24 protein-coding genes are annotated in these 25,348 nt (G+C 42.1%); 18 read left to right on the forward strand and 6 right to left on the reverse strand.

All coding sequences use genetic code 11. From position 1 onward, the window contains the following. The first annotated feature begins 180 nt into the window (after positions 1–180). On the forward strand, positions 181–1,308 hold the full coding sequence (locus tag MH215_RS16815; protein ID WP_239291608.1) for a phosphotransferase enzyme family protein: 1,128 nt from the start codon (positions 181–183) through the stop codon (positions 1,306–1,308). 132 nt (positions 1,309–1,440) lie between these two features. On the opposite strand, the gene MH215_RS16820 is transcribed toward MH215_RS16815, so the two are convergent. Further along, positions 1,441–2,292 (reverse strand): AraC family transcriptional regulator, encoded by an 852-nt coding sequence (locus MH215_RS16820; protein WP_239291609.1) that lies wholly within the window; start codon positions 2,290–2,292, stop codon positions 1,441–1,443. Between the two features lie 177 nt (positions 2,293–2,469). On the opposite strand from MH215_RS16820, the gene MH215_RS16825 reads away from it, so the two are divergent. Beyond that, a complete protein-coding gene (locus MH215_RS16825; protein ID WP_239291610.1) occupies positions 2,470–3,867 on the forward strand; it encodes a family 4 glycosyl hydrolase in 1,398 nt (465 codons plus the stop codon). A gap of 104 nt (positions 3,868–3,971) precedes the next feature. Here MH215_RS16825 and MH215_RS16830 read toward each other — a convergent pair whose 3' ends face one another. Beyond that, entirely contained in the window at positions 3,972–4,856 is an 885-nt protein-coding gene (locus MH215_RS16830; RefSeq protein ID WP_239291611.1) for a LysR family transcriptional regulator, read from the reverse strand. Between the two features lie 128 nt (positions 4,857–4,984). Here MH215_RS16830 and MH215_RS16835 point away from each other — a divergent pair, with 128 nt between their 5' ends. From MH215_RS16835 to MH215_RS16900, 14 genes are all read left to right on the forward strand, one after another. Then, a complete protein-coding gene (locus tag MH215_RS16835; RefSeq protein WP_239291612.1) occupies positions 4,985–5,731 on the forward strand; it encodes an acetoacetate decarboxylase in 747 nt (248 codons plus the stop codon). Positions 5,732–5,746: 15 nt separating this feature from the next. Then, positions 5,747–6,793: a ketopantoate reductase family protein gene (locus tag MH215_RS16840; protein ID WP_239291613.1), complete on the forward strand. Its 1,047-nt coding sequence runs from the start codon at positions 5,747–5,749 to the stop codon at positions 6,791–6,793. Between the two features lie 218 nt (positions 6,794–7,011). Next, positions 7,012–7,707 carry a response regulator transcription factor gene (locus MH215_RS16845; protein ID WP_239291614.1) on the forward strand — a complete coding sequence of 232 codons (696 nt, stop codon included), beginning with the start codon at positions 7,012–7,014 and terminating at the stop codon, positions 7,705–7,707. A gap of 96 nt (positions 7,708–7,803) precedes the next feature. Then, positions 7,804–8,955, forward strand: coding sequence for a HAMP domain-containing sensor histidine kinase (locus tag MH215_RS16850; protein WP_239291615.1), 1,152 nt, complete (start codon positions 7,804–7,806; stop codon positions 8,953–8,955). 99 nt (positions 8,956–9,054) lie between these two features. Further along, a complete protein-coding gene (locus tag MH215_RS16855) occupies positions 9,055–9,741 on the forward strand; it encodes an ABC transporter ATP-binding protein (RefSeq protein ID WP_239291617.1) in 687 nt (228 codons plus the stop codon). Continuing rightward, complete coding sequence (locus tag MH215_RS16860; protein ID WP_239291619.1) at positions 9,738–12,383, forward strand: ABC transporter permease; 2,646 nt, start codon at positions 9,738–9,740, stop codon at positions 12,381–12,383. The genes MH215_RS16855 and MH215_RS16860 overlap by 4 nt, the downstream gene beginning before the upstream one ends. Before the next feature lie 333 nt (positions 12,384–12,716). Next, entirely contained in the window at positions 12,717–13,367 is a 651-nt protein-coding gene (locus MH215_RS16865; RefSeq protein WP_239291621.1) for a hypothetical protein, read from the forward strand. A gap of 38 nt (positions 13,368–13,405) precedes the next feature. Beyond that, positions 13,406–14,260 carry an aminoglycoside phosphotransferase family protein gene (locus tag MH215_RS16870; RefSeq protein ID WP_239291623.1) on the forward strand — a complete coding sequence of 285 codons (855 nt, stop codon included), beginning with the start codon at positions 13,406–13,408 and terminating at the stop codon, positions 14,258–14,260. 19 nt (positions 14,261–14,279) lie between these two features. Further along, on the forward strand, positions 14,280–14,663 hold the full coding sequence (locus MH215_RS16875) for a hypothetical protein (protein ID WP_239291625.1): 384 nt from the start codon (positions 14,280–14,282) through the stop codon (positions 14,661–14,663). 309 nt (positions 14,664–14,972) lie between these two features. Continuing rightward, positions 14,973–16,250, forward strand: a complete 1,278-nt coding sequence (gene codB, locus MH215_RS16880) for a cytosine permease (protein ID WP_239291627.1) — start codon at positions 14,973–14,975, stop codon at positions 16,248–16,250. After that, positions 16,219–17,487 carry a cytosine deaminase gene (locus MH215_RS16885; protein WP_239291629.1) on the forward strand — a complete coding sequence of 423 codons (1,269 nt, stop codon included), beginning with the start codon at positions 16,219–16,221 and terminating at the stop codon, positions 17,485–17,487. Before codB ends, MH215_RS16885 begins: the two co-directional genes overlap by 32 nt. Positions 17,488–17,719: 232 nt before the next feature. Beyond that, a complete protein-coding gene (locus tag MH215_RS16890) occupies positions 17,720–18,160 on the forward strand; it encodes a hypothetical protein (RefSeq protein ID WP_239291631.1) in 441 nt (146 codons plus the stop codon). A 45-nt stretch (positions 18,161–18,205) separates the two neighbouring features. After that, the gene (locus tag MH215_RS16895) at positions 18,206–19,165 is read left to right on the forward strand and encodes a helix-turn-helix transcriptional regulator (RefSeq protein WP_239291633.1); all 960 of its coding nucleotides are present in this window, start codon (positions 18,206–18,208) and stop codon (positions 19,163–19,165) included. Between the two features lie 219 nt (positions 19,166–19,384). Next, on the forward strand, positions 19,385–19,573 hold the full coding sequence (locus MH215_RS16900; RefSeq protein ID WP_056690632.1) for a hypothetical protein: 189 nt from the start codon (positions 19,385–19,387) through the stop codon (positions 19,571–19,573). A 285-nt stretch (positions 19,574–19,858) separates the two neighbouring features. Here the strand turns inward: MH215_RS16900 and MH215_RS16905 are convergent, their stop codons facing one another. After that, a complete protein-coding gene (locus MH215_RS16905; protein WP_239291635.1) occupies positions 19,859–20,476 on the reverse strand; it encodes a TetR/AcrR family transcriptional regulator in 618 nt (205 codons plus the stop codon). Positions 20,477–20,606: 130 nt separating this feature from the next. On the opposite strand from MH215_RS16905, the gene MH215_RS16910 reads away from it, so the two are divergent. Further along, positions 20,607–21,371 carry an alpha/beta hydrolase gene (locus tag MH215_RS16910; protein WP_239291636.1) on the forward strand — a complete coding sequence of 255 codons (765 nt, stop codon included), beginning with the start codon at positions 20,607–20,609 and terminating at the stop codon, positions 21,369–21,371. 68 nt (positions 21,372–21,439) lie between these two features. Here the strand turns inward: MH215_RS16910 and MH215_RS16915 are convergent, their stop codons facing one another. The 3 genes from MH215_RS16915 to MH215_RS16925 all read right to left on the reverse strand — a co-directional run bounded on the left by MH215_RS16915 (position 21,440) and on the right by MH215_RS16925 (position 24,604). Continuing rightward, positions 21,440–22,657: an NAD(P)/FAD-dependent oxidoreductase gene (locus tag MH215_RS16915; RefSeq protein WP_239291637.1), complete on the reverse strand. Its 1,218-nt coding sequence runs from the start codon at positions 22,655–22,657 to the stop codon at positions 21,440–21,442. A 90-nt stretch (positions 22,658–22,747) separates the two neighbouring features. Further along, on the reverse strand, positions 22,748–23,884 hold the full coding sequence (locus tag MH215_RS16920) for a GerAB/ArcD/ProY family transporter (protein WP_239291638.1): 1,137 nt from the start codon (positions 23,882–23,884) through the stop codon (positions 22,748–22,750). Between the two features lie 111 nt (positions 23,885–23,995). After that, positions 23,996–24,604 carry a CPBP family intramembrane glutamic endopeptidase gene (locus tag MH215_RS16925; protein ID WP_239291639.1) on the reverse strand — a complete coding sequence of 203 codons (609 nt, stop codon included), beginning with the start codon at positions 24,602–24,604 and terminating at the stop codon, positions 23,996–23,998. A 94-nt stretch (positions 24,605–24,698) separates the two neighbouring features. Between MH215_RS16925 and MH215_RS16930 the strand changes: the two genes are divergently transcribed. Further along, the gene (locus MH215_RS16930) at positions 24,699–25,304 is read left to right on the forward strand and encodes an acetylglutamate kinase (protein ID WP_239291640.1); all 606 of its coding nucleotides are present in this window, start codon (positions 24,699–24,701) and stop codon (positions 25,302–25,304) included. The last annotated feature ends 44 nt before the right edge of the window (positions 25,305–25,348 follow it).

Below are 25,348 nucleotides of genomic sequence, written 5' to 3' on the forward strand. Positions count from 1 at the left end.
AACTATCAAAGATCAACACTACCCTTTAACACAGCCAAAAAACTAAATAAACAACTAGAATAATATGGAATCATAGGATATATTGGTTATATCCAAATATAAAGGAGCGAATTTTAATGTCTAACAAGGTGATTGTGCTTTAGGTCCACGAAAGGATGATCGGTTCAAGAAATTCCTTTTGTGGACATTGTAATGCGGGAGACCGCCTATCAATGTTTACTGGAGGAGATTATTATTCATTTTAACGAAGCTACTCACATTACCAACATGCATGTACTACCATTTGCATCCGAGATGTTCGACCTGGAAGGATACACGATTCAGCTTATCCCACCTCATGAGGGAGGTCGGAATATCGTGTACTCTTGTGATCAAGAGGGGCATGAATCACTCATTCTTCGTATTTCTTTTTTGCCAGATCGAAGCAGGAATGATTATTTGGCAGAGCTCGAATACGTCCGTTATCTGCATGATCATGGCGCAAGTGTATCTAATGTTGTAAATTCCAACAAAGGTCATCTACTCGAAGAAATCGTTTATGAAGGACATACATTCTATATCAGTTTGTTTGTAAAAGCCAAAGGCAAACTGCTTGTAGAAAACCATTATCAGTACCGGGAAGGGGTTCCCATTAGCGAGTACTATTATAATTGCGGCAAAGTTCTGGGCAAGATGCATCAGGAATCGAAAAGTTATATGCCCGTTCATCGCAGATATCCATTTCTGGAGAGATACAATACAGAAAAAATCGCGAGCTTAATTCCTGGAGCGTTCCCTCTGCTCAAAGAGAAGATGGCTGAGCTGCTGCAAACCGTTAAGCAATTGGAGTTAAGTCAAGAGAACTTTGGCATGATTCATTTTGATTTTAATGACGGGAACTACGCCATTGATTATGATACCGGTCAGATCACGGTGTATGATTTTGATAATGCTTGTTTTGGCTGGTACATGTTAGACCTTGCATCTATTTGGTCAAACGGCGCTGGCTGGATTCAATTCGAACCAGATGCAGACAAACGTAGACAGTTCATGGACGATTATTTCCAAACGGTACTTGCTGGATATACTTCGGAAACGCACGTTTCGGAAGCGATGCTGGAGAACCTGCCGTTATTCATTCAACTCAACTTGCTGGAGAACATTCTGGATATATTTCAGGTGATGCAGTATAACGAGCAGGAAGAGGAAGAAGATCATGATGAGCATCTCGCATATCTTATTAAATGTATGGAAGAGGACATACCGTTTAAAGGTTTTTTCCATGAGATGTATTCTCCAGATTCCCCTTTTGAATATGAGGAAAACTGAATACTGATGGATTACTTGTAACTCAAGATCGTGAATGAGTTCATTCAATAGGAAGAGGCAGCCGGTGTAGATCGGTTGCCTCTTTTTTGTAGCTTATTTTGATATAGATATGAATTATGGAGCTAAGGTGCACTATTCGAATTTGGAAGGGGGGACGTTATACATTTTTTTGAATGCTTTGGAGAAGGTGAAGGGATCAGGATATCCTAAAAATTCAGCGATTTGTTGGATTGTATATTTTTTCTCGTACAGATAGTCTCTGGCTCGATTCATTTTAATCTGATTGATGTACTGCCCCGGCGTGATCCCCAAAATTTTCTTGAAAAGCGAGATAAAATACTTCTCGGAGACACCCGCAACAGTCGCAAGCTCATTAATCCGGATGGCTCGGTGCAGGTTCGCATCAACGTACTGGAATACGCTCTGAAGAACATCCAGACTTCCTTCGCTTTTTTGAGACTTCCGATTCTGCAGAAATGTACCTGTATACAAGCCTTGCCCATGAAGCTCTAATATTTTTGCGATGACGAGAAGCAGAGTCGCTTTTAGATATAGTGGATTGCCAGAAGTGCCCTTGCTCTGCTTAAACCGTCGATAGGAAGATGCAAATAACGAGGTTTCTTCTTGAATCAAGTTACCAGGTACGATGCCTGGGAGTTGGAATTCACCTAGAATTCGTTTTTGCTCAGCGATACTAAAGTCAAAGTGCATATACACAAATCGACACACCTCTTCCGTTGTTGTTGCCATATAGGGCATATCTGGATAAAAAAATATGATATCGCCTTTAGTTGCGGTATGTTCAATGCCTTCAACGGTAATTTGAACTGAGCCCGCTGTAATCAACCACAGATCATAGTCAGAATGCGACTTGTGCTCAATCCACTTTCGATCGTGAGTCTGTTCAAGATAAGAGCTCATCCGAAGTGTAATATGGTCAGAGAGCTCATCGATTACACTCATATTAACTTGATGGGTGCGCATCAGATTAATCCTCGCTTTGTTTAACTTTATGACATCCTATAATTTGAATTAATACACAAAAGGGTTTGGAGTAGCCATATAATCGTACCATATGACATGTATAGAAAACTATCACACATTCCGATTTTGTGCCACTTTCTTATAATGAACTTATAACGTTACGAGGAGGATTAATTCATGAATGACACAACGATGCAGCAACATCCCAAAGTGGTCGTGATCGGCGCTGGCAGCCTGTTTTTTGGTCGTCAGTCCATCTGGCAGATGGTTCATTCCCCATACTTGAATCAGGGAACACTAGCACTTGTGGATACGGATGAGGAACGTCTCTCGAAAATGGTAACATTGGCTGAAAAGGTTGCGCGGGAGAATAATGTATCTCTTAAGGTGGAGGGATCTGTGGATCGAAGACAAGTGTTACCGGGGGCAGACTTCGTTGTACTCAGCTTTGCGGAGCAATCGGTGAAGTATCGTGGTATCGACTGTGAGGTTTCTCTGAAGTACGGTATTCGAATGTGCTCCGGTGATACGATTGGACCAGGTGGGATCTTTCGAGCTATGCGTGAACTGCCGGTTATTATGGAGTGTGCAAAAGACATTGAAGCCCTATGCCCTGTTGCCTGGGTCATTAACTATATTAATCCATCAACGGTTCATGGGATTGCGCTACATCGTTATGCACCACAGCTCAAATCGTTTGCACTCTGCGATAGCCACCATATGCCACACAAGAAGGCCTACTATGCTGTGCGAGCCGGAATCATCGGAGACCTTAGCGAGTTTACCCAAGAGATCGATCAGAAATTTGATTTTCGCATCGCTGGTGTGAACCACTTTACTTGGCTACTCCAAGCCGAGTTTGAAGGGGAAAATGTGATGCCGAAAATTGCTGAAGCGATGCGCAAGCTGGCAGGGGATGAGAATAACGGCGGCGATCGTGGTGCTAAAGCTCTTTTTAACGATGCAATTACGTACGAGTTGTATGATATCTTCGGTATTATTCCTACATGCACAGCACACACGAAGGAATATGTTCGATACTGGCAGGGTCACGGTAAGTCTGCAGATTCGATCCCGCCTTTATCCATCTGGGAGACAGAGGATCGATATCAGCGGCACGACGAAATGTGGCAACAGGTGGATGATTTTCTTGCAGGAAATATCCCGATTGCTGATTACATGGGCACATTCGGGCCGGATCATGCTACAGATATTATTGAAAATATGGTGGGTAATCTGGGCAAGAAGTTCTTCATCAATACTCTCAATCAAGGTGCGGTAACCAATATGAATAAGGATTCATTTTTGGAGCTGTTATGTGACGTGAGTATGGATGGTGTTAAGCCAGTCCATGTAGGTGAGATGCCACGTGGAATAAGAGGTATGCAGGAACTTGTACTGGATACGCATGAGCTTACCGTCGAAGCTGTTCTGGATCAGAGCTACGAGAAGCTGAGAAGGGCGATGCTGACCGACCCGCTGGTGAATTCCATCAGTGATGCGGATAAGATCATACACGAATTGTTAGAACTAGAGCGTGAGATGATTCCGGACGGTTGGTACAATATAAATTAATGAAGAGACCACGTGAGTTCCTGGAGAGGGAATTACGTGGTCTCTGGTTATGGATCGTTATATATACGTAGTCATAGGTATGCCTAGTCCAGTTTTAAGTCACCTCAAACTTTAAACATGCCAGCATTCTCATTGTAATATGAGATAATAAATTCACGAAAGTCCTTAACGGAGGGAGAGAGCCATTTCCGCTTAACCCAAGACAAGCTGATCGGATATACGGAAGCTTCATCTGCAATTTGCATATAGTTCAAGCCCAGATTTCTACATACTGACACGGGAAGCAAGGCCACACCTTGATCAAGTCGGATAATTTCTAGCAACGTATGCGAATCAACCTCAAATGCAAGATTGGGGAGGAAGCCAGCTTTTTGGCACAGCATCGTTGTAAACCGACTGTACTCCTTATTGTCAGCCAGTGAGATAAAGGGCTCCTTCGCAACAACACCTAAGGATATGGTCGTCTCGCCACGATAAGCGTGATTCTTAGGTACAACTAGCACAATGTCTTCTTCAACAAGAACAACACTCTCAATCTCCTCGTCATCAATCGGATGGCCCGTTATCCCCAGATCCATATCACCTCTTTTCAAATTTGTAATAATCTCATTTCGGCTCCCAATGCCTTGCTGAAGCTTAGATTCAGGAGAAGCGTTAATGTAGTCTCCAATGAGACCTGTCAGAAATCGAGGATTCGTAATGGAGATTCGGATAGTGTTGGAGATTTGATGCTCCTCTGCCTTGATTTCCATCTCTGCATTCTCAATTTCTAAGAAAATTCGATTCACATGCTTCAGCAGAATTCTTCCCGACGCATTCAATTCAATCGTTCTTCCTTTTCTGTTAAACAGAGGTGTTCCTAGTTCGTCTTCTAACCGTTTAATGGTTAAGCTCAGCGAGGGCTGGGCTATATTTAGTTGTGCAGCAGCCTTAGATATATGTTCCGTATAAGCCACTGTCTGAAAATATTTGAGTTGAAGTAGCTCCATTCATGTACACCTCTTATTTATTCTGATAAATATATATAGTCCTTATTATGTATTATATTAAATTTAAACTTTGATGTAGAATTTATTTATGAGATAGAGATAAATTTGGATAAGGCAGGTGTCCTTTGATGAAAATCGATGTAAATAACATAGCTAACAATTTGAATACACCCTTAACGGCTCCGGCTTATCCAATGCCACCGTATAAATTTAAGAATCGGGAGTATCTAAATATTATATACCGAACGGATGAGCAAGCTTTGCGAGCTGCAGTACCAGAGCCTTTGCAGATCACAGACCCTCTGGTCAAATTCGAAGTGATGTGGATGCCGGATGTATCTGGGCTCGGTGCTTATACGGAAGCAGGACAAGTCATTCCCGTTCAATTCAATGGTGAGCATGGCGATTATGTGCACTCAATGTATGTAGACAATTTCCCGGCGATTGCCAGTGGTCGAGAGCTTACGGCATATCCGAAAAAGCTGGGTGCACCCAAGCTCTACACCGATTCAGATACACTCGTTGGTACGCTAGATTATGGAACACTTCGTGTCGCAACGGCGACCATGGGTTACAAGCATGTGGAAATGGATAAAGAGGCTGCTAAACGTGAAATATGTCGTCCGAATTTTATGATCAAGATTGCAACGGACTATAACGGTAATTTAAGAATCTGTGATCTAATTCGTACTCAAATTACAGATATTGAAGTGAAGGAAGCCTGGACAGGACCTGCCCGGCTTCAGCTCTTCGAACATGCATTAGCACCTCTTGCAGATCTGCCTGTGTTGGAAGTAGTATCTGCATCCCATATTCTTACCAACCTAACCTTAAATGCTGCACAGCCTGTATATAACTACCTAGAAGAGAAATAAGGAGGATACACAATCATGAGAATTGCAATTGTAGGAGCAGGATCTTTGGGAACGATCGTCGGAGCTTATCTAGCGGACGGTGGAATGGATGTCGAGTTAATTGATGCGTATCAGGAGCATGTTGAAGCTTTAAATCAGACAGGTGCCAAAGTGACTGGTACCACAGCGTTTCAGGCCAGAGTAAAAGCAATAACTCCAGAGCAGAAGTCAGGACAATATGATCTTATCCTACTTCTGACCAAACAACTATATAACGATGCGATCTTACAGGAATTACTTCCATTCTTGAAAGAAGACAGTATCGTATGCTCCCTGCAGAATGGAATCCCTGAAGATAAAGTCGCTGCGATTGTTGGTGAACATCGTGTCATTGCAGGCTCCGTAGAGTTCGGTGCTACCTTCATTGAACCTGGCGTGTCTAGCTTGACGACGGAATATACTCAGTTTAAGCAGTATGCTTTTCAGATTGGCGAGCTAAATGGTGAAGTTACCGAGAGAGTTGTGCGAGTTAAATCCGTTCTAGACCTGGTCGGAGGTACACATATATCGGACAATCTGGTTGGGACGAAATGGTCGAAGCTGTTAATTAATAATGCATTTAGCGGATTATCAGCAGCATTAAACGGAGAGTATGGAGATATTATCGACCACGAGGCTGGTATTGTGAGCGCAGTTCACATTGCGGACGAGACAATTAAGGTTGGACATGCAAGTGGAGTTCAATTTGTGAAAATGAATGGCTTCGATATTGCTTCGCTTGAACTGAACAGTGAGGCAGATATTGCTGCCCGAGTTCAAACATTTCGTACCGTGATGGAACCTTCAAGACTCCTTAAAGCAAGTATGCTACAGGATCTGGAGAAGAAACGCAAAACCGAGATTGATTATATTAATGGAGTCGTATCCAGTAGAGCGGCAGGCACCGGGGTGGCAACGCCATACAATGACCTAGTTGTTGAACTGGTTAAACAGGCTGAAGAGACCCAAACGGTTCCACAGTTTGGTACGAATATCAAAGCTTTTGAAGCATTATTGAGCGAGCAACAAGTCAACACGATATAACATAAATAGTTTGAACGAGCTCATCACCTTTATTGAAACTCTGAAAGACCTTACCAATCAACATCTGGTGAGGTCTTTTTTTTGCTATAGAGCAGCTCTTGGTTACAATTACAAAATAAAAACCACATATATCAAAACGAAGCTGAAATCATGTAGAATAAACAAATGCAAAATCAGATAGATTAAAAATCAAGTTTGTATATCAATTGAGGTGCACAATGAATCAAATATTATTGGTTGAAGATGATGAAAATTTAGTGTTTGGAATGGAATATACATTATCGAGCGAGGGGTATACCGTAACGGTTGCGGGCAGCCTAGAAGAAGCGAGAAATGCTTTAAAGACTGAGAATATAGATATGATTTTATTGGATGTAAATTTACCTGATGGGTCGGGGTACACCTTATGTAAGGAGATTCGGGCAACATCCCCGATTCCGATTATTTTTCTGACTGCTCTGGATGAAGAAGCCAATATCGTTGCCGGGCTTGATCTAGGTGCAGATGACTATATGACAAAGCCCATCCGAACGAAAGAGCTCCTATCACGCATGAAAGCTGTGCTAAGACGGAATACCAAGGCTAGAGAAGAAGTAAGTGTATGGCTCTCCGATCATATGGAAGTGCGTGTTCTTGAAGGTAACGTACTCAAGCACAATCAAGAAATTTTGTTAACGGCTATGGAATATCGATTGTTACTTATGCTCATGTCCCATGCCAAACAAATTTGCAGTCGCACAACCATTCTCAGTCATTTATGGGATTCATCCGGTGACTTCATTGATGACAATACGCTTTCGGTGCATATCCGAAGACTTAGAGAGAAGATAGAGGATGTTCCTGCGGCGCCGCAATATATTCTAACGGTTCGAGGAGTCGGTTACAAATGGAATGCAGATGTGGTAGGTCGATAGATCATGCTTGATGTTCTCCGTAATCCAGAATGGAAGTCTGTTGTTGTTAAAGTCATAGCATTACAAGTGATATGTATAGTAACGATGTTCTTTTTTATGAGCTATCAAATGGGTGAGATCAACAAGGCATTGTTGAATCAGAATGCTGCGTTAGTTGGATACGTGTTGAAGCAGGAGCCTCACCTGGAGAACAAGATTATCCATTTCATCACACAAGGGGCTCAAGCAAGTGAGGTTGATGAAGGAAAACGAGTGCTCTCACAATACGCCTACACAGAGGATATGCCTGTAGAGAATCAGCCTATTCTAGCCAATCATTCATCGCCGTTGCAATCAGCAGCAATTGTTTTGTTGTTTACCGTAGTGCTCTTGTTCTTGATCTACTGGGAATATCGTAAGGTATTCAGCAACATACGGACAATCTCTCACGCTGCAGAACAGGTTGTCGAACAACAATTCGAGAGGCCTCTTCCAGAGCATGATGAGGGGGACTTTGGCGCTTTAGGGCGTAGTTTCAATGCCATGGCCGACAGACTCCGTCACAGTCTAGACATGCTCCAACAAGAAAAGATTTTCCTACGTAATCTATTGTCTGATATATCCCATCAACTTAAGACACCATTGGCATCACTAATCGTATTTAATGAGAATTTGCTGAAGGACGATACGATGAAGCCGGAGATACGGGTGAAGTTTCTAGAAAGAAGTCAACGGCAATTAGAACGAATGGAATGGTTGATTATTAGTTTGTTGAAGCTGGCGCGTGTTGAGGCGGGTGCGATTGTTTTTCGGAAGGAGAACGTTCGGATCAGAGAGGTCATTGACCACGTGTTACAGTCACTTCGTAGTATATCTGAGCAAAGAGCGCAGAAAATCTTTATAGATGACCATGTAGACTTGTACGTGCAAGCAGATGAGGCGTGGTTGACCGAAGCATTCATTAATATTATTAAAAACGCATTGGAACATACACCACCTGAAGGTTGCATTTCTATTGAATTTGAGGAAAATACGTTGTTCCATACGATTAACATCAGAGATGAAGGTGAAGGCATCTCTGCTGAAGATCTGCCGCACATTTTTGAACGGTTCTATCGAGGTTCCGGTACGTCAAAGTCCCAGAGTATTGGAATCGGTCTATCCTTATCCAAGTCTATCATTGAAGAACAGGGCGGATTCATCAGCGTTGATAGCACGCCGGGACAAGGAACGGAATTCAGAATCTCGTTCAATAAAGGAGATCGATGAGGAAGCTTACGATATCGTAAGCTTCTTCTTCACTTGAATGTAAGCTTCCGTCCGTATAATAACAGACATGGATCGGAACTTAACTCAGGAGGTACTCAGGTGGAAATATTAAAAACCGTAGATTTAACCAAAACGTATGGTAGTGCAGATACCAAAGTTGAAGCTTTGAAACGTGTGAATTTTTCGGTAAAGCAAGGAGAATTTGTTGCAATTGTAGGAGCAAGTGGCTCGGGTAAAAGCTCTCTTCTACATCTTCTCGGAGGGGTCGATCAGCCAACAAGTGGACAGGTTATCATCGATGGAACGGACATCTATAGTAAAAACGAAACGGAACTTGCGTTATTTCGCAGACGAAAGATAGGATTTATTTTTCAATCGTACAATCTGATCCCAGTATTGACCGCAGAGGAAAATATCCATTTGCCGATGTTATTGGAGAACAAAAAAGTGGATAAAACATATGCATCGGAGCTGATGGACATTCTAGGTTTGACGGACCGTAAACATCATTTACCTTCTGAAATGTCTGGCGGTCAGCAGCAGAGAACAGCGATTGGACGAGCATTAATCAATAAACCCTCGATTATTTTGGCAGACGAGCCAAGTGGTAATCTGGATAGCAGAAGCAGTAAGGAGATTATGGAGCTATTAACGTACTCCGTTAAAAAGTATCATCAGACGTTGATTATGATCACACATGATCTCAATATAGCCAAAACGGCCGATCGCGTTGTAACGATTAAAGATGGCGTGCTTTATCAACCCGGTGAGGTGAATACGCATTGAGAAGTTATACAGGCCTCACTGGAAAGTATGTAAAAGGTCAGAAAAAGAGATCGTTGTTAACGATTTTTGGTATTATTCTGTCCGTTACGTTACTTACCTCCATTGGTACGATGGGGATGAGTTACTGGGATAAGACCGTCAGACAGACGATCCGTGACTTCGGGAATTACCACGTTTCCATGAACAATATCCCGGGAGAAGCGGTCAACAAGATCGAGAACAATACAACCGTGAGAAGTGCAGGGGTCGCAAGTAGGGAAGGATATGCCATCATTCGTGAGTCTAAGGAACAAGAGAAGAAAGAGGACCCCAACGCAGCGCCATATCGCTACTTGAATGTCAAAGGATATGATGCAAATGCGCTAGACATGCTTCAAGTGAAGCTGGATTCAGGACGTTTGCCTACGAAGCAGAATGAAATTATCCTTTCGGCCTCCAGCTTGAGTTATTTTCCAGTCAAGCCGAAGCTGGGCGAGCGTATTAACCTTAACCTTGGTATTCGTAAAGAGGCTTCTACAGGTAAAGAACTTCAAATAAGCGGCTTAGGCGATTTTGGCTGGGGGCTTGACGAAGCGTTTGAGGCACAATCGGCACAACAATATACGGTCGTCGGCTATATGAAGCGCCCAAGTACAGGTGATTGGTCTTCACGATACATCTTTCCTGCTATCACGTATGATGATCACCAGAATATTGACCAGAACAAGAAGTATTTCGTATATATGCAGATGAAATTGTTGGATCACATCGAAGAGAAAATGGGTAATATGATCGACGCCCTGCAGCTGGGTTATGCCGAAAAGGATACCGCTAAGCAACTGGACAAAGAAAATGATCTGAAGGATATCCGAATTGAATACAATAATGAGCTGCTTAAAATGTACGGCAAAAGTACCTATGAAGGGGTCAACCTTAGCTTAAGCCTGGCTATTGTAGCGGTTATTGCGATCGTGATGATATCTACTATTGCTGTTATTTATAATACATTTCATATCTCCGTTCTCGAACGAATTTCGCAGTTTGGTATGCTGAGATGTATAGGAGCTACGCCAGCTCAAATTCGCAAAATCGTATTGCAGGAGGCGGCATTACTCAGCTTAATTGGCATACCGATTGGACTTCTGATGGGCACGTTATTTATGAAGGTACTCTTCTATAATATCAGCTTGATCGCACTCGGTTTCTTAAATGATATGAGAATGGTGATCTCTGTCCCGATCTTAATCGTAGCGGCTTTGCTCGGTTTGCTCAGTGTATACTTCTCGGCCATAGGGCCAGCCAAATTAGCTGCCCGTGTATCCCCACTCGAAGCACTTAAGAGCACAGGGAAGGTTGAACAAGTCGCCAAGGTTAATACATCGCATGTTGCCCAGAAGCTGTTTGGTATCATCGGACAATTTGCCGGTCGTAATCTAAAGCGGAATAAGAAGAGGTTCAGAATTACAGCTTTATCGATGATTATTAGCATCGTATTGTTCATCGTATTTAGTGGATTGGTCGATTTCATGCGTCAGAACACCCAGGTCTCTGGTGCACAGTATTCGTATTCGTTATCCTATGATAACCCCGCTGGCCAAATGGACGATATGGTATATGAGCATATTGCAGGCCTTGATGCGGTAGATCATGCCTATAAGTTTTACAACAGTCAGGTGGCTGCGATCATCCCAGAAGATAAGATTAATCCGGAGTATATGGCGCTGAATGGAGCGCGATATGTTGTTGCAGAGGACGAAGGATACCGAACCGATAACAATTTCTTAACCTCGTATGGAGATAACGGACTGGAAGCGCTAGAAGCAAAACTTGTCGCTGGAAAAATAGACAAAGATACGATGAACCAGGAGAACGGAGTTATTGTTCAACAAAGAATAAGTCTGTTCACAGACGATGGCAAAGAAAAGATTCTGGATCAAACAGAGTTCAAGGTAGGGGATCATATTCGGATTAGAGATATGAATTCTCACGGATATCAGACTGTAACTGTAGTCGGAATTGTTAATCAGGATCTGCTTTCAATGGAGTATAATAGCAGCCAAGTTGTTACCTTCATCACGACTCCAAAAGTGTACAAGCAGATCACTGGCAATGATGCCTATTCTAGAATCTTTATCCTGGCGAATCCTGAACTTTCGAATAAACCGATAACCGATTATCTTCAATCCTTGAGTGAAAAGGATGCGGGATTTAACTACAATGATCGCGTGACGGAAATTGCACAAGCTCAAAATGATGCCATGACGTTAAGTATCATTTTATACGGATTTATCGGTGTTATTGTAGTTATTGCATTACTGAATATTGTGAACACGGTAAGTACGAATCTAGTTCTACGTACCAAAGAATTTGCTGTACTCAAGGCTATTGGCATGACTCAGCGAGAGTTGAAGAAAATGATTATCCTTGAGGGTGTGTTCTATGGTTTATTTGCGGCTACGATAGGAACGATTCTGGGCACTGTTCTGCATTATGGAATACATGCGCTCTTCTCAGGTGCAGTTGATACAGCCTGGAGCATACCATGGTTAAGTTTAGGCATTGCTTTTGTTGGAGCAGTGGTTGCGACATTGCTTGCAACGATCTGGCCATTGCATCGATTGAACAGAGTGAATATCGTAGAGGCTCTTCGCACTGAGAATTAGGAGAAGGCATTTGCGCAGACCATAAAGATACTAGAAAGGTATCAGAAAGACATCGTAGAAAATCATAGAAACATCGATGTACCACACAAGTCTCACAGAGCCGGATCACCGTTGATCCGGCTATTTTATTTGTTATACGATTGGAAGAGTGATGGATCACCACCCCCAGTGTATTAAGTCAAGTTATACAATGGTTTCCCTAACATTTTACAAAAATGATGGTTGTTTTGATATAATAGTTACTTGAATCAATTTCATAACTCAATGGTATTATGAAATTGATTTACTTGTTGTTGCTTTTTTGTTATTTACATCATTCGGGGGAGATTGGTTATGCGGAAGCTACGTTGGGAAGTTGTTATGGCTATTATCGGATTTTGGTTTGTGTTGTTCATGACTTGGAATGAATATTCGAAAGTTCTAACGATAAGTGTTGTCTTGATGGGTATATTTATCGCGTATATTCGGATTCATTTGTATCCTTTGGGATTCGATAAGAACATTGAGCGGGTCGAGTCTTATTTGCGGAATCAGCAAAACACACCTGGGATGTACATCAATTATGTTCTAGCCAATAAGCTGGATGACGAAGCAGAGATCGTCATGGAGCAGATATTACTCAAATATAAACAGAAAGCATCACAAGCCCCGTTCAAGGCAGCTTATGGATTTTATAACAAGGACATGAATGCTATTCGAGAAGCTATTCCTCATATTCGTTGGTCCGATTACCGGGCATATTATGAAACGTATCTTCTGATGGAGGAGGGCAACAGCGAGCAAGCACGAGAACGACTGAAGTCTATCAAGAAACATTGGATGAGGTCTGCGCTGCTAGGAGGAATAGAACTCAAAGCGGGTCGAAGAGATCTTGCCATACAGCTTGCGAAAGAAGCCCTTCATGTCTCTAAGGGTGTCCACCATTATGTGCTCTATAAGGAATACGAAAGATTATACCCAGAAGTTGTTGAAACCGTATCATAAACATGACATATTAAGCACTGAAAGTAGCGTGGTCACTTATGAACATCGAACAGATTATACAAGAGCTAGTCCGTCATAACGTGTTAAACTCTATTGCTATTCCAGCCAAACCATTGAGTGGAGGCACAGTGAGTAAGCTATATCTTATAGAACGCACAGATGGTAATCCGTATGTCGTGAAAATAAATGAGCCTCAAGTGGTTAAGTCTGAATCGATCTACCTAAACCGTTATCAACCATCACACTTACTCCCGAAGCTTATATTTTTAGAACCCTCAAATACGTATCTCGTGTACTCGTTTATCACCGGTTCAACGGATTATCCTGATGGGAATAAAACAGAGATATTGCAGACGCTTGTTCATGGGCTTATTAATAATTATAAGCAGGTAAGTGCTGGGCAAGGCTGGGGATGGGTGGATCAACCGAGTAAATCATGGCGTGATTTTCTTGAAGACGAACGTTCTGAAAAATCTCAAATGATCGGGTTACACTTAGGTGATGAAGATCATGAACTGGTATGTAATCTGATACAAGGCATGGAGGAAGAGAAGGAAGCATTTTTATTGCACGGAGATTGTGGTGTACATAACTTTATCTTCGAAGATGGGCGATTAAAGGGTGTGATTGACCCTACACCTGTCATTGGAGATCCCTTGTATGATGTAATTTATGCATTTTGTTCATCTCCTGATGATCTAACGATAGAAACATTCCATTTAATCTTAGATCAGGTTCGCTTCAAGGGGGAGGCATCCGTAACGACGATTTACGAGAAAGTTCTCATCGGCTTATACCTGAGAATTGGAACTGCCATCAAACATCATCCGAGCGATCTGGATTCATATCTGCTATCTTGGCAGTATTGGAGGGCAATTGTAATCCAGTGCTAGAATAAGGGGGCTTAGAGTCATGATCAAGTTGACTAGAGATGGGAAATACGCCATGACGATTCGGTTCGATCTACATGGTGTTAATGATCTTATTGAAGCGTTTCAGAATGCACTAAATGGCGCTCAGGGCAACATTGAACTAGACGAACCATCCATGGTTGGAAATAAGAAACTTAAGAAGTTGACCTTCTCCTGTAACAATGAACTGGATCAACTAAGCTATGATGTATCTAGCCTTATTTTTGGTTTGGAAGATGAGGTTTTAGAATATAATCTGGGTAGATTAGAAGAGTGTATCGAAAGTCTACATTTTGCTCCAGCTGAACTCTGTGAAGTCCGCTTTGGCAAGATCAATATGACGATTTACGGTATTTTGGAAAACTCTTATGAAGAGGGTATGTAGTCCAAAAGTTTTGATGAAAAATTAATCATTAATAATGAATGGATAATAATTACATTGACATCTTCAGCGTTTTCTAAAATAATAGAGTTTAATTGAATACTGGTACCTTTAATTCAGTCCAGAGAGGCTGGCAAGGGCAGCGGATTTTATAATCACGCAGGAATCGGGGCATATCCATCAGGGATGCTCTGTGTCTTCGCGCGGATTATAATGCAAGAAGAGGCTACTTGTCAGTGTGTAACTTGACGAGTAGCCTCTTTTTTCTGCTTTTTTTATGGTATCAGAACACTTTATTTTGGAGGTATTCTGATGAGCAAACAAGATCAAGAATTTTCATGGCAAGAGGTACCAAAGGCACAACGAAACCATTTTTGGAAGACGTTATCTGTTATGCTTGGGTTCACATTTTTCTCAGCAAGTATGTTGGCAGGTGGAACACTGGGCGTCAGTCTGACATTCATGGAATTCATCGGCATTGTACTCGCGGGTAACCTAGTGCTCGGGATCTACACAGGAGCGTTGGCACATATTGCTGCCAAGACGGGATTGTCCACACATTTACTTGCAAAATATGCGTTTGGTGCGAAAGGGTCGTATCTTCCATCATTTCTGCTTGGATTTACACAGGTTGGATGGTTCGGTGTCGGCGTAGCGATGTTTGCCATCCCGGTCGCTAAAGCGATGGACTGGAACGTATATCTATTGATCATTGTGTTTGGTCTTGCGATGACCGCATCCGCTATTTACGGCATGAAGTCATTGATCATTCTTGGTTATATTGCAGTTCCCGCAATTGCTATTCTGGGTAGCTACTCGATGTTTGAAGGGGTTAACACGCTAGGTGGTTTACAGGGATTACTTGACTACACACCAACACAGACGCTTACTGCGGCGGCAGCATTGACGATCTGCATTGGTTCATTTATTAGCGGTGGAACACTAACGCCCGATTTTGCTCGATTCTCCCGTACTTCCAAACAAGCGGTTACGGCGACAGTTATTGCATTCTTCTTAGGGAATTCACTCATGTTTCTATTTGGTGCTGTAGGAGCGATGGCTTATAATCTAGCAGATATCTCAGAAGTTATGTTCCTGCAAGGACTGATCATCCCAGCAATTATCGTTCTGGGTCTGAATATCTGGACGACTAATGATAATGCGCTATATGCTTCTGGGCTCGGGTTTGCCAACATCACCAAAATATCGAAGAAATTCTTCGTGATCGTTAATGGTATCGTAGGTACAGTGTTTGCCATGTGGATGTATAACAACTTCGTTGGTTTCCTGAATGTGCTGGGTGCAGCTGTTCCATCGATTGGAGCCATTATTATTGCAGATTACTTTATTGTGAAACGTAGATCGTATAAGCCTTTTGCTGAAATGAACTTCAAAAATGTAAACTGGATAGCGATGATTGCTTGGGCCATCGGTGTTGCATTTGCTCAGCTTGCACCAGGGGTAACACCACTTAACGCATTACTCGGAACAGCGGTAGCTTATGTCTTGCTCATGATGATTGTTCCAGCAAAAGAAAATAAAGAAAAGGGGAATTTGAATGATTATACAGAACGCAAAATTGCGGGGTAAAGAAGGCCTTTGGAATATTGTAGTAAAAGACGGAAAGTTTGTGCAGATTACAGAAGCGCTGGAGACGACAGCTAATGACGAAGTCATTAATGTCAACGGCTCACTTGTACTGCCACCATTTATTGAACCACATATCCATCTGGATACAACACTTACGGCAGGGGAGCCAGAGTGGAATCTAAGCGGTACGCTGTTCGAAGGGATTCAACGTTGGTCTGAGCGCAAGGCGTTCTTAACTCATGAGGATGTCAAAACCCGTTCCAAAACGGCATTGAAATGGCAACTGGCTCAAGGCATCCAGCATGTGCGGACACATGTCGATGTGACTGATCCAAGCTTAATTGCAGTAAAAGCGATGCTCGAAGTAAAAGAAGAAATGGCTCCATATATGGACATCCAGCTTGTTGCTTTCCCGCAGGAAGGTATTCACTCGTATCCAAACGGCGCGGAATTGCTGGAAGAGTCACTCAAAATGGGCGTTGATGTGGTTGGCGGCATTCCGCATTTTGAATTCACACGTGAATATGGCGTTGATTCCATGAAAGTCGCGTTTGATCTTGCTGAGAAATATGACCGACTGATCGATATTCACTGTGATGAGATCGATGATGAGCAATCTCGATTCATAGAGGTTGTGGCGAAGGAAGCTTACGAACGAGGACTAGGCTCCCGAACTACGGCTAGCCATACAACCGCGATGGGGTCATATAATGATGCTTATACGTATAAATTGTTCCGCCTATTGAAGATGGCTGATCTGAACTTTGTGTCTAACCCTCTCGTTAACATTCACCTGCAAGGACGCTTTGACACGTATCCGAAGAGAAGAGGACTGACTCGGGTGAAGGAGCTTCAGGAAGCAGGCTTGAATGTATGTTTCGGTCATGATGATATCTTCGATCCATGGTACCCACTTGGTACAGGCAACATGCTTCAAGTGCTGCATATGGGCATCCATGCTTCACAATTGCTTGGATATGATCAGATCGTGAATTCAATTGATCTCATTACCCGCAATAGTGCAAGAACGTTGCATATTGAGGATGTATACGGTATTGAAGAAGGTAAGCCAGCGAACTTCATCGTGCTTGAAGCAGAGAATGAATATGAAGCCATCCGTAAACAAGCAGGCGTGCTATATTCCTTCAGAAATGGTCGTAAAATTGCAGAGACGAAACCGCGTGAGACATCCATCCTATTTGAAGGTGGTTCAGAAAAGGTTACGTTCAACAAATAATAGACATGGCCTGATTATGATTGAAATAGAGTCACCACTATTTTAGATATCACTTTTTAGGTATATCCCCTTTTAGTAGACAAGAGAAAAGTCAATGTTAAGACGGACTTAATCTTGCTATATGAAGGGGATTTTTTTATGAAGCGAACCATGGATTGAGCCTAAGACCGATCTGCTATACTTAGGAATTAGAATGGGTTATATTGGAACAATAGTCCAATGAGGTGATTAAATGACAAACAAGAACCTTTTATTGCTGGTGACAATCTGCATTATTATGGTTGTTGGAATTACTATTGTAGTTTTAAGTTTAGTCAAAAGTGATGCTTTTTCATTCTTAAATCAGTTCCGTAGCTTCACGGTGACCATTGATAACCAATCCGATTTTAATCTATCCTCTGTAGAGACGGGCGTGTTAGTAACTGGAGCTCAAGGCGTGACAGTTGAAAGTGGATCTAAAGATATGTATGGTGCAGAAATAAAAAGTGGTGAAGTAATCAAAATTCGTCCTAACCTAAGTTTATCTGGAGAAGGTGGGATTTATCTAAAGATCACTGATTCAAATGGTGAGACTACCAACAAAATGATATGTTCGTACACAGAATCATTGTCAGGTTACTCCAATGTCATTGTCACGAATAACAATGTTAGTGTCAAAGAGCAATGTAATTAAATGAATCAAAGTATGATTTCTTACATGGTTAATGGGGGAAGAACAGTGAACAAAACGGAACGGCAGCTCGCAATAACGCTTGAACTTCAGCGTAATAATAAGATGTTGAGGGCGGAGGATCTGGCTGCTCAATTCGAGACTAGTGTAAGAACGATATATCGAGATATGCAGGCTTTGAGTGAAGTGGGAGTGCCTATTTTTGGAGCCCCTGGACAAGGTTATGCCTTGATGGATGGGTATTTTCTCCCGCCAGTTACCTTCACTGCAGAAGAGGCAGTAACACTACTGTTGGGTACGGATTTTATCTCACAGAGGCTTGATAACAAATACAGTGATGTAGTTGAACAAGTACAGAGAAAGATTGAAGCTGTTTTGCCAGAAGGAGTACGTGAGGAGTCGACTCGTATACGCGAAACGATGAGAGTGATTCATGCGGGTGAACCGCAGATCGACAATAAGGTCAAGAGCTACTTAAGTCAGGTGCGTCAAGCTATTTTGGAAAGACGAAAAATACGTATGACCTATCTGAAAAAAATAGCTGATTCTGATGGAACTCGTAAGAGCATGCGAGAGGTTGATCCTTACGGTTTGACACTCGTTCAAGGAAACTGGACATTGATCGGACGTTGTGACACTCGTAAGGATATTCGACACTTTCGCTTGTCACGAATGACAGACCTGGTTGTGTTGGAATCACGTTATGTTATGCCGCAGGAATTTCATCTTATGAACTATCGTCCACAAGATAAGAGAAATCAACAAGTAACGGTTAGAGCGAATGTTAAAATAGCTGACAAAATTGCAGAGACGGGTCACTTTTATATCGAGGCTACTGAGGAACAGAACGATAGTCTTCTGGTAACTTATCGTGTCCATGATCCAGAAGAGTTGGTACCCTATATCTTAGGCTGGGGAGGCGACGTTGAGGTGATTGAACCGCAGTCTTTGTGTGAACGAATACAAGAAGAGGCCAACCGAATTCTAAATCGCTACCGAACCATTTGATCGAAGCTACTTGTTCCAGTAAGATGTAAATGAAGGATAACTTGACAATATATTCGTTATTAAATTATAGTCATTGTAAAGTTTGCTTTACAATTTGTGTCAAGGAGAGCTTGCGTTTGAGCAATCACGTTGAACGTTTACGGCTCGTGTATCTAACACAACTATTGAGCAGGTTTTTATTTTGGAGGATGAGTGATGACGGAAAGGGGAATAAAAAAAATGCAAGCATCGGAGAGAACATGTAAAGATTGTGGGGGAACTTCGTTCGTTGAAGCGATGGATTTCATTAATCTGCGCCCAGTGAATCAAAAGATGTCGCTTGGTTCTGAACGAGTGTACACCATCTGTCTTGATTGCGGTGAGGTTGTATCCATTAAAGTGAAGAATCCGGAAAAGTTGAAAAAATAAGCTTATACACTCGCTTAACCACAGATAGTCATATTCAGATTGAAATCATAGATTCATTCGAAGTCGCTCACGGAGCGGCTTTTTTGCTGCGCATTTACAATTTTACACAAGAACCACACACTATAGCATTTATGAAAAGCGGAACGACGAGAAACTCCGTTCCAAGAACGAAAGCTCCCGTCGATCAACAAGCTAGCTATTGTGCTTAAGACCCTGCTTGCGTAAAATCCTACCTATCGATCTGCCAATTGTACGACATCGTATAACATTCATTCATTTATTACTTCAAGTTGCCTTTGCGCCCTGTAGGAAGAGGGAAACTACCTTTTGGGCGAGGGCAAGGTGTGATTCATACTTTTGTGGATTGTTTTCACGATTACCCATTAACATTAGCGTCGAGAAGGTCTCTGCCAAGAACATGGGATCTTCTTCACGAAGGATCTGCTGATCCATAGCGAGCCTGAAATGTTCAGCCAGCAATTCATGGATCTGCAGCTCAGCTTCACGGATTTCACGAACTTGCTTTTCATCAAGAAAAGACTCAGCTTCTCTCATCATCGTTTCGATCTCTGCATGAGGATTCGCTAATCTCGCCTCAGCCAATCGCACTAAACCGTGCTCCAGATGGTCGACTTCGTTCAACAAATGTGAAGTGACCTTCCGAACATTGTTAAGCATCGTTGTCATCGCTACCTTGAATAGTTCGGGTTTGCTCGCGAAATGATAATAAATAGTTGGTTTGGATACCCCGCATTGTTTCCCAATTTGTTGAAGCGAGACTGCTTCGTAGCCGTATTCTTTAAACAGTGTGGACGCTGTATAAATAATTGTCTGCTGTATGGATATATCAGTGTCGGCCTGTTTGGGTCTTCCTCGTAACCGTTTTGCTGGTTTCTCTGGCATTGCATTCGCTCCTTCACATGAATATTTTATGACAAATTTCGATCATTAGCAAAATCCTCTTGTAATTTTACTTACCGGTAAATATAATTTAAATGTAATCCAATTCGTAACAAGTAAAGGTGGTTTTATTTTGAAAACGGCGCAACGCATGAGCAGATGGAAAAAAATACTGATATGGATAAGCGTGGTCGTCGTAGCTCTTGTTGTGGGTTTGTTTGTTTACCTATCCTCGGTTACATACAGCCCATCCGAACAAGCTGAAACAGCTATGCAAAGTGACGAACAGGTATTGGTTACCGAGGTGAAGCAGGGATACCGCTTTGAACCAAAGGGGACTGATGCAGTAGAGCCCAATATCGTTTTTTATCCTGGAGGTCTGGTGGAACCATCTAGCTACTCGCCACTAGCGAGAACGATGGCTGAACATGGTCACCGAGTATACATTGCCAAGATGCCTTTGAATCTAGCCATTTTTGGACTGAACAAAGCAGATTCGTTTATCGCTGAACATCCTGATGAAGCTTATGTACTTGGTGGTCATTCACTTGGTGGCGCATTTGCTTCACGGTATGCCGCGGAGCATGCGGATCAACTTGAGGGGATTTTCTACTTGGCATCTTACGCTGATGACGGTGGGAGCTTGAAGGATACCAACTTATCGGCACTGCAAATTACAGGATCCAATGATGGCGTATTGAACTGGGAAGAATGGGAGAAAACAAAAACTAATCTTCCGAAGGATACGACATTTGTCAGTATAGATGGAGGCAACCACGGACAGTTTGGATCGTACGGCATGCAAAAAGGAGACCGTACACCTGGAATTACCGAGGATGAGCAGCTCAAGCAAGTCGTTCAAGCACTAGATAACTGGTTTAACTCGTTGAACAAGTAAAGCAAAGAGGCTCGAATCGTTAACCATTACGGTTACTAGATCGAGCCTTTTGTATTATTAAATCTGGTTTAGTGAGTGATAAGTGGTCTGCTTTGCAGATAGATGTCCCAATCAGGGCTTGATCCAGTAACGATTTTATCCGCAATTATTTTGGCTAATACACCATTATACACCGTCCCATTGTCTCCGTAAGCCATAATGACATAACAATGAGGATAGGTATCATATTGGCCGATTACAGGTAACCCATCATGCGTTCCCCCGTAGAAAGCTCCCAAATAAAACTCGGGTTCTGCCGGGATGTCAGGGAACAATTGGTTAAACTCCTGAATGAGTTTGTCTTTACTCGCTAAGAGCTTAGAATCTCGTGTAGTGACGTACTCCGTATCCTTGTCCATCCCTCCGATAATGATTCGATTGTCTGGAGTGGTACGCATGTAGACATAGGGACGGGCGGTTTCCCATATTAATGTTCGTTTGTACCAGCTCGACCAATCGTCAATAGGTTTCGTAATGACAGCGTAAGAGCTCGCTAACGTCGCATTTTTCTCAACTTTAAACTCACGATCTTCATAACCGGCAGCGATAATGACATGTTTTGCCCGAATTTCACGACGCTCCTTGGTGTAGAAAACAGCGTAGTCCTGTTCGAATCGTTTTCCCGTTATCTCGGTGTTCTCATACATTAAGCCACCATGAGATCTTACTTTCTCAAGAAGTCCATATACGAATTTTAGCGGATTCATCTCAGCATCATCATAATAATACAGAGCGCCTGCTTTTTGAAAAGGATACGCTTGCTTGATGTGGTGTTCATCCCACAGATCTACCTTGAATCCATATTTTTGAAGTAGAGCATACTCTTCGGTTAGAGCAGAGACATCTTCCTCGTAACTTGCATAATACAAGCTGTCACGTCTTGTAAAATCTGGATGAATAGGTAGCTCGCTACTGACTCGCTCAATATCATTAATCGCTTGTTCACATAGCTTAAGGTGACGAGCAGCCACTGCTTCGCCAAAGGAATTGCTAAGCGATACAAAGCTCTTCTCACCGGCATATTGAATCAGAGCTGTATTGGTGCTGGTGCTACCTTCTCCGGCTTTTCTTTTGTCTACAATGACTACTTTCAAGCCTTGCTCACTAAGGATGTTGGCACACTGAGCACCTGAACTCCCAGCGCCAATAATGAGTACATCACAGGATATATCTTCTTCCAGCTTAGGATAAGAGGGTGGGTTAACAACCGTTGTCGGCCAGTACAATTTTCCACTTTGCAGATCCATACCAAGTCTCCCTTATATATATTCCGTGTGTAGTATGAGCATTATGATCTAACTCGATGCAAAGATGCAAAGACCATGAAGGCTAGGCGTTTATTGACTCTGGGATTGTAATTCTGAGCCTTCGTTAGAAGTGTGCTTACCACCCTTTTTACGGATCATGCTGATGATCAGCAACAGGAGTGGTAATAGACCGAATAAAAAAATAGATATATTTCCTAGAAAATCTCCCAAGGCTAATGTTTCTTCTAGGTTTTTTGGCAAATAAGCAATGATATAGAGTACAGGTAGCAATGCATATTCTATACCTGTGATTTTTCGGAGACTGAACAAATCTCGAATACCCACGGCGGCAAAATAGTGCTTAAACGCATATGTCGCAAAAATTTGCAAGAGCCAAAAAACGATAAAAAGCGATTCGTAGCGTTCAAAGAATATTCCTTCAATTTCGAAGCTTCGCACCATATCTAAAGTAGGCCAGGTTCGTGATTCAATACCGGGCAATGATAAATTCCCTACGACCATGACGATGGTAACCAGGTATATGATAGTGCAGATGAGAATGCTATAGATCGCGGCTTTATTACTTGTTTTGACATCCGACATGAGGGCTGTAATGATCAATAACACTTCATATCCGGAGTAGGAGAGAAATGAAGGTTTAATCCCCTTTAACACTGGGAGAAGTCCCTCGCCCAAAAGAGGTCTAAGATTACTCAATTCAAACATTCTACTGCTTAAAAGGAACACCACGGCTAACAATAAGAGAGTCACAGGTAATACGATCTCAAAAACGCGGATAATCACTTTAAGACCACCACTGATCATATAAATGCCAACCCATAAGCTAACCATGATTGTAACCCAACTCGGCGTACGCTCAAGGATGTACATGCTCGTAATCTCGGCCATGACTCTAACTTCGAATGAACACAGAATGACAAAATAGATAATGATCAAAAGTCCCACAACATATGAAATCCATTTACCTGTAATTTCAGGTACAAATTCAAATACGGATTTTCCAGGAAATCTGCGACATAACGTAACGAGAAGAACACTGATTAGTGCCACCAACACGCCGGATACAATAACGGAGATCCATACATCTGGTGTTTTGACTGCTTTACTAATGGTTCGAGGTAGTGTTAGAATTCCGGCTCCTAGGATCGAATTAATAACGACAATGACGACCTCAGATGTGCTGATCTTCGATCCGGCTTGTTTCATCCATCTCACTCCAAACTGGAGAATTTTTTTGTAGCATTCCCCAGTCCAGTTGTTTTATGTAAATAAAGGTGTTGACGGCATCCCTCCAATATCTATGGGCATAGTTATGTTTTAACGTTTGAGGCGGATGATATTATATTTGAATAAAAGCGTTATACCTACATTCATAAGGAAATGGACAAGAACTGGAACGGCGAGATTGTTCGTTTCTGTATAAATCCACCCAAAAACGAAACTTGGAATGGTAATGTTGATAAGCATGATCGGTTTCTTGAAATATTGAATATGAAAACCGATGAACAACAATGAGGTTATAAGGATTGCAATCCAGTTACTTTCAATGAATACGTATAGTACATTTTGCACAATTCCTCTAAATAACATCTCCTCAAACAATGCGCCTACAAACATAAATAGCAAGAGGGTAAGGATTGAGGAATCCGGATAGCTTTTATTCGTGTCATCGATATATTTTGCAGGAATATATGAACTCAAAATGACCCCGAACAACAGTAGACCAATCGTAGAAAAGACAATAATCCCAATCATTTCTAAAGGCGAATCCAAGGATAAAAAATGTTGAAGTGTTAGTACATCATTAATGACAAGGGCAAAGATAATAGCTGCACAAATGAAAGAAAATGAAAGAAACACTAACCCAGCGTCTCTTAGGCTGAAATCCTTTGTTGTGTTAGTTAGCTTTTCCTTATGCGGTTCCATAGTTCTCCCTCCTTAGATCACATATTACCCAATTATCATGCACCAATATGGTGTTTCGCCTATATATTGTTGAAAAAGAGGAGCTGACGGATAGATGTATAGCTATTATCCCGTTTATTATTATCCTGGATTTCGACAAGAGCACTTTATGCAATGGACACCAACTAGTGTAGAGCTAAACAGGAAATTGCGGACACTTTGGGAACAACATGTTTTCTGGACAAGGTTAACTGTGAACAGTATTGTTGATGGGCTTGGAGATGCAGACCAGACTACGGCAAGACTTCTTCGTAATCCACAAGATTTTGCAGCGGTGCTTGTACCGATCTATGGCTCAGCTATTGCCAATGAGTTTGAGAAGCTGCTGAGTGAGCATCTGACCATTGCGGCAGAGTTGGTTACTGCACTAAAAGCTGGGAATACGACTACAGCGGGGGACGCCCAGAAACGTTGGTATGCTAATGCAGACGATATTGCTCAATTTTTTGCCAGAATTAATCCATATTGGTCTAAGGAAGAATGGCAACGTATGCTGTACGAACATTTAAGACTGTTAAGTGAAGCGGTAGCTACTCGTATTGCGAAGGATTACACAACGAATGTAGCACTCAGTGATTCAATTGAACAACAAGCATTAGAGATGGCAGACATGATGACAACCGGAATCGTTCAGCAATTTCCAATGAGCTTTCAAGGTTAGTATACTGTTACGCGTGTTATCGTAGTGTGGTTATTAAAGTTGAT

It is taken from the genome of Paenibacillus sp. ACRSA (assembly GCF_022346845.1).
Taxonomy (GTDB): Bacteria; Bacillota; Bacilli; order Paenibacillales; family Paenibacillaceae; genus Paenibacillus.

What these genes read in the sequence shown, in the direction of transcription:
- MH215_RS16870 (WP_239291623.1), top strand. Translation starts at nt 13,406, where the DNA reads ATGAACATCGAACAGATTATACAAGAGCTAGTCCGTCATAACGTGTTA.
- MH215_RS16830 (WP_239291611.1), bottom strand. Translation starts at nt 4,856, where the DNA reads ATGGAGCTACTTCAACTCAAATATTTTCAGACAGTGGCTTATACGGAA.
- MH215_RS16840 (WP_239291613.1), top strand. Translation starts at nt 5,747, where the DNA reads ATGAGAATTGCAATTGTAGGAGCAGGATCTTTGGGAACGATCGTCGGA.
- MH215_RS16925 (WP_239291639.1), bottom strand. Translation starts at nt 24,604, where the DNA reads ATGGAACCGCATAAGGAAAAGCTAACTAACACAACAAAGGATTTCAGC.
- MH215_RS16845 (WP_239291614.1), top strand. Translation starts at nt 7,012, where the DNA reads ATGAATCAAATATTATTGGTTGAAGATGATGAAAATTTAGTGTTTGGA.
- MH215_RS16920 (WP_239291638.1), bottom strand. Translation starts at nt 23,884, where the DNA reads ATGAAACAAGCCGGATCGAAGATCAGCACATCTGAGGTCGTCATTGTC.
- MH215_RS16820 (WP_239291609.1), bottom strand. Translation starts at nt 2,292, where the DNA reads ATGCGCACCCATCAAGTTAATATGAGTGTAATCGATGAGCTCTCTGAC.
- MH215_RS16850 (WP_239291615.1), top strand. Translation starts at nt 7,804, where the DNA reads ATGAGCTATCAAATGGGTGAGATCAACAAGGCATTGTTGAATCAGAAT.
- MH215_RS16905 (WP_239291635.1), bottom strand. Translation starts at nt 20,476, where the DNA reads ATGCCAGAGAAACCAGCAAAACGGTTACGAGGAAGACCCAAACAGGCC.
- MH215_RS16915 (WP_239291637.1), bottom strand. Translation starts at nt 22,657, where the DNA reads ATGGATCTGCAAAGTGGAAAATTGTACTGGCCGACAACGGTTGTTAAC.
- MH215_RS16890 (WP_239291631.1), top strand. Translation starts at nt 17,720, where the DNA reads ATGACAAACAAGAACCTTTTATTGCTGGTGACAATCTGCATTATTATG.
- MH215_RS16930 (WP_239291640.1), top strand. Translation starts at nt 24,699, where the DNA reads ATGTATAGCTATTATCCCGTTTATTATTATCCTGGATTTCGACAAGAG.
- MH215_RS16875 (WP_239291625.1), top strand. Translation starts at nt 14,280, where the DNA reads ATGATCAAGTTGACTAGAGATGGGAAATACGCCATGACGATTCGGTTC.
- MH215_RS16900 (WP_056690632.1), top strand. Translation starts at nt 19,385, where the DNA reads ATGCAAGCATCGGAGAGAACATGTAAAGATTGTGGGGGAACTTCGTTC.
- MH215_RS16835 (WP_239291612.1), top strand. Translation starts at nt 4,985, where the DNA reads ATGAAAATCGATGTAAATAACATAGCTAACAATTTGAATACACCCTTA.
- codB (WP_239291627.1), top strand. Translation starts at nt 14,973, where the DNA reads ATGAGCAAACAAGATCAAGAATTTTCATGGCAAGAGGTACCAAAGGCA.
- MH215_RS16865 (WP_239291621.1), top strand. Translation starts at nt 12,717, where the DNA reads ATGCGGAAGCTACGTTGGGAAGTTGTTATGGCTATTATCGGATTTTGG.
- MH215_RS16885 (WP_239291629.1), top strand. Translation starts at nt 16,219, where the DNA reads ATGATTATACAGAACGCAAAATTGCGGGGTAAAGAAGGCCTTTGGAAT.
- MH215_RS16825 (WP_239291610.1), top strand. Translation starts at nt 2,470, where the DNA reads ATGAATGACACAACGATGCAGCAACATCCCAAAGTGGTCGTGATCGGC.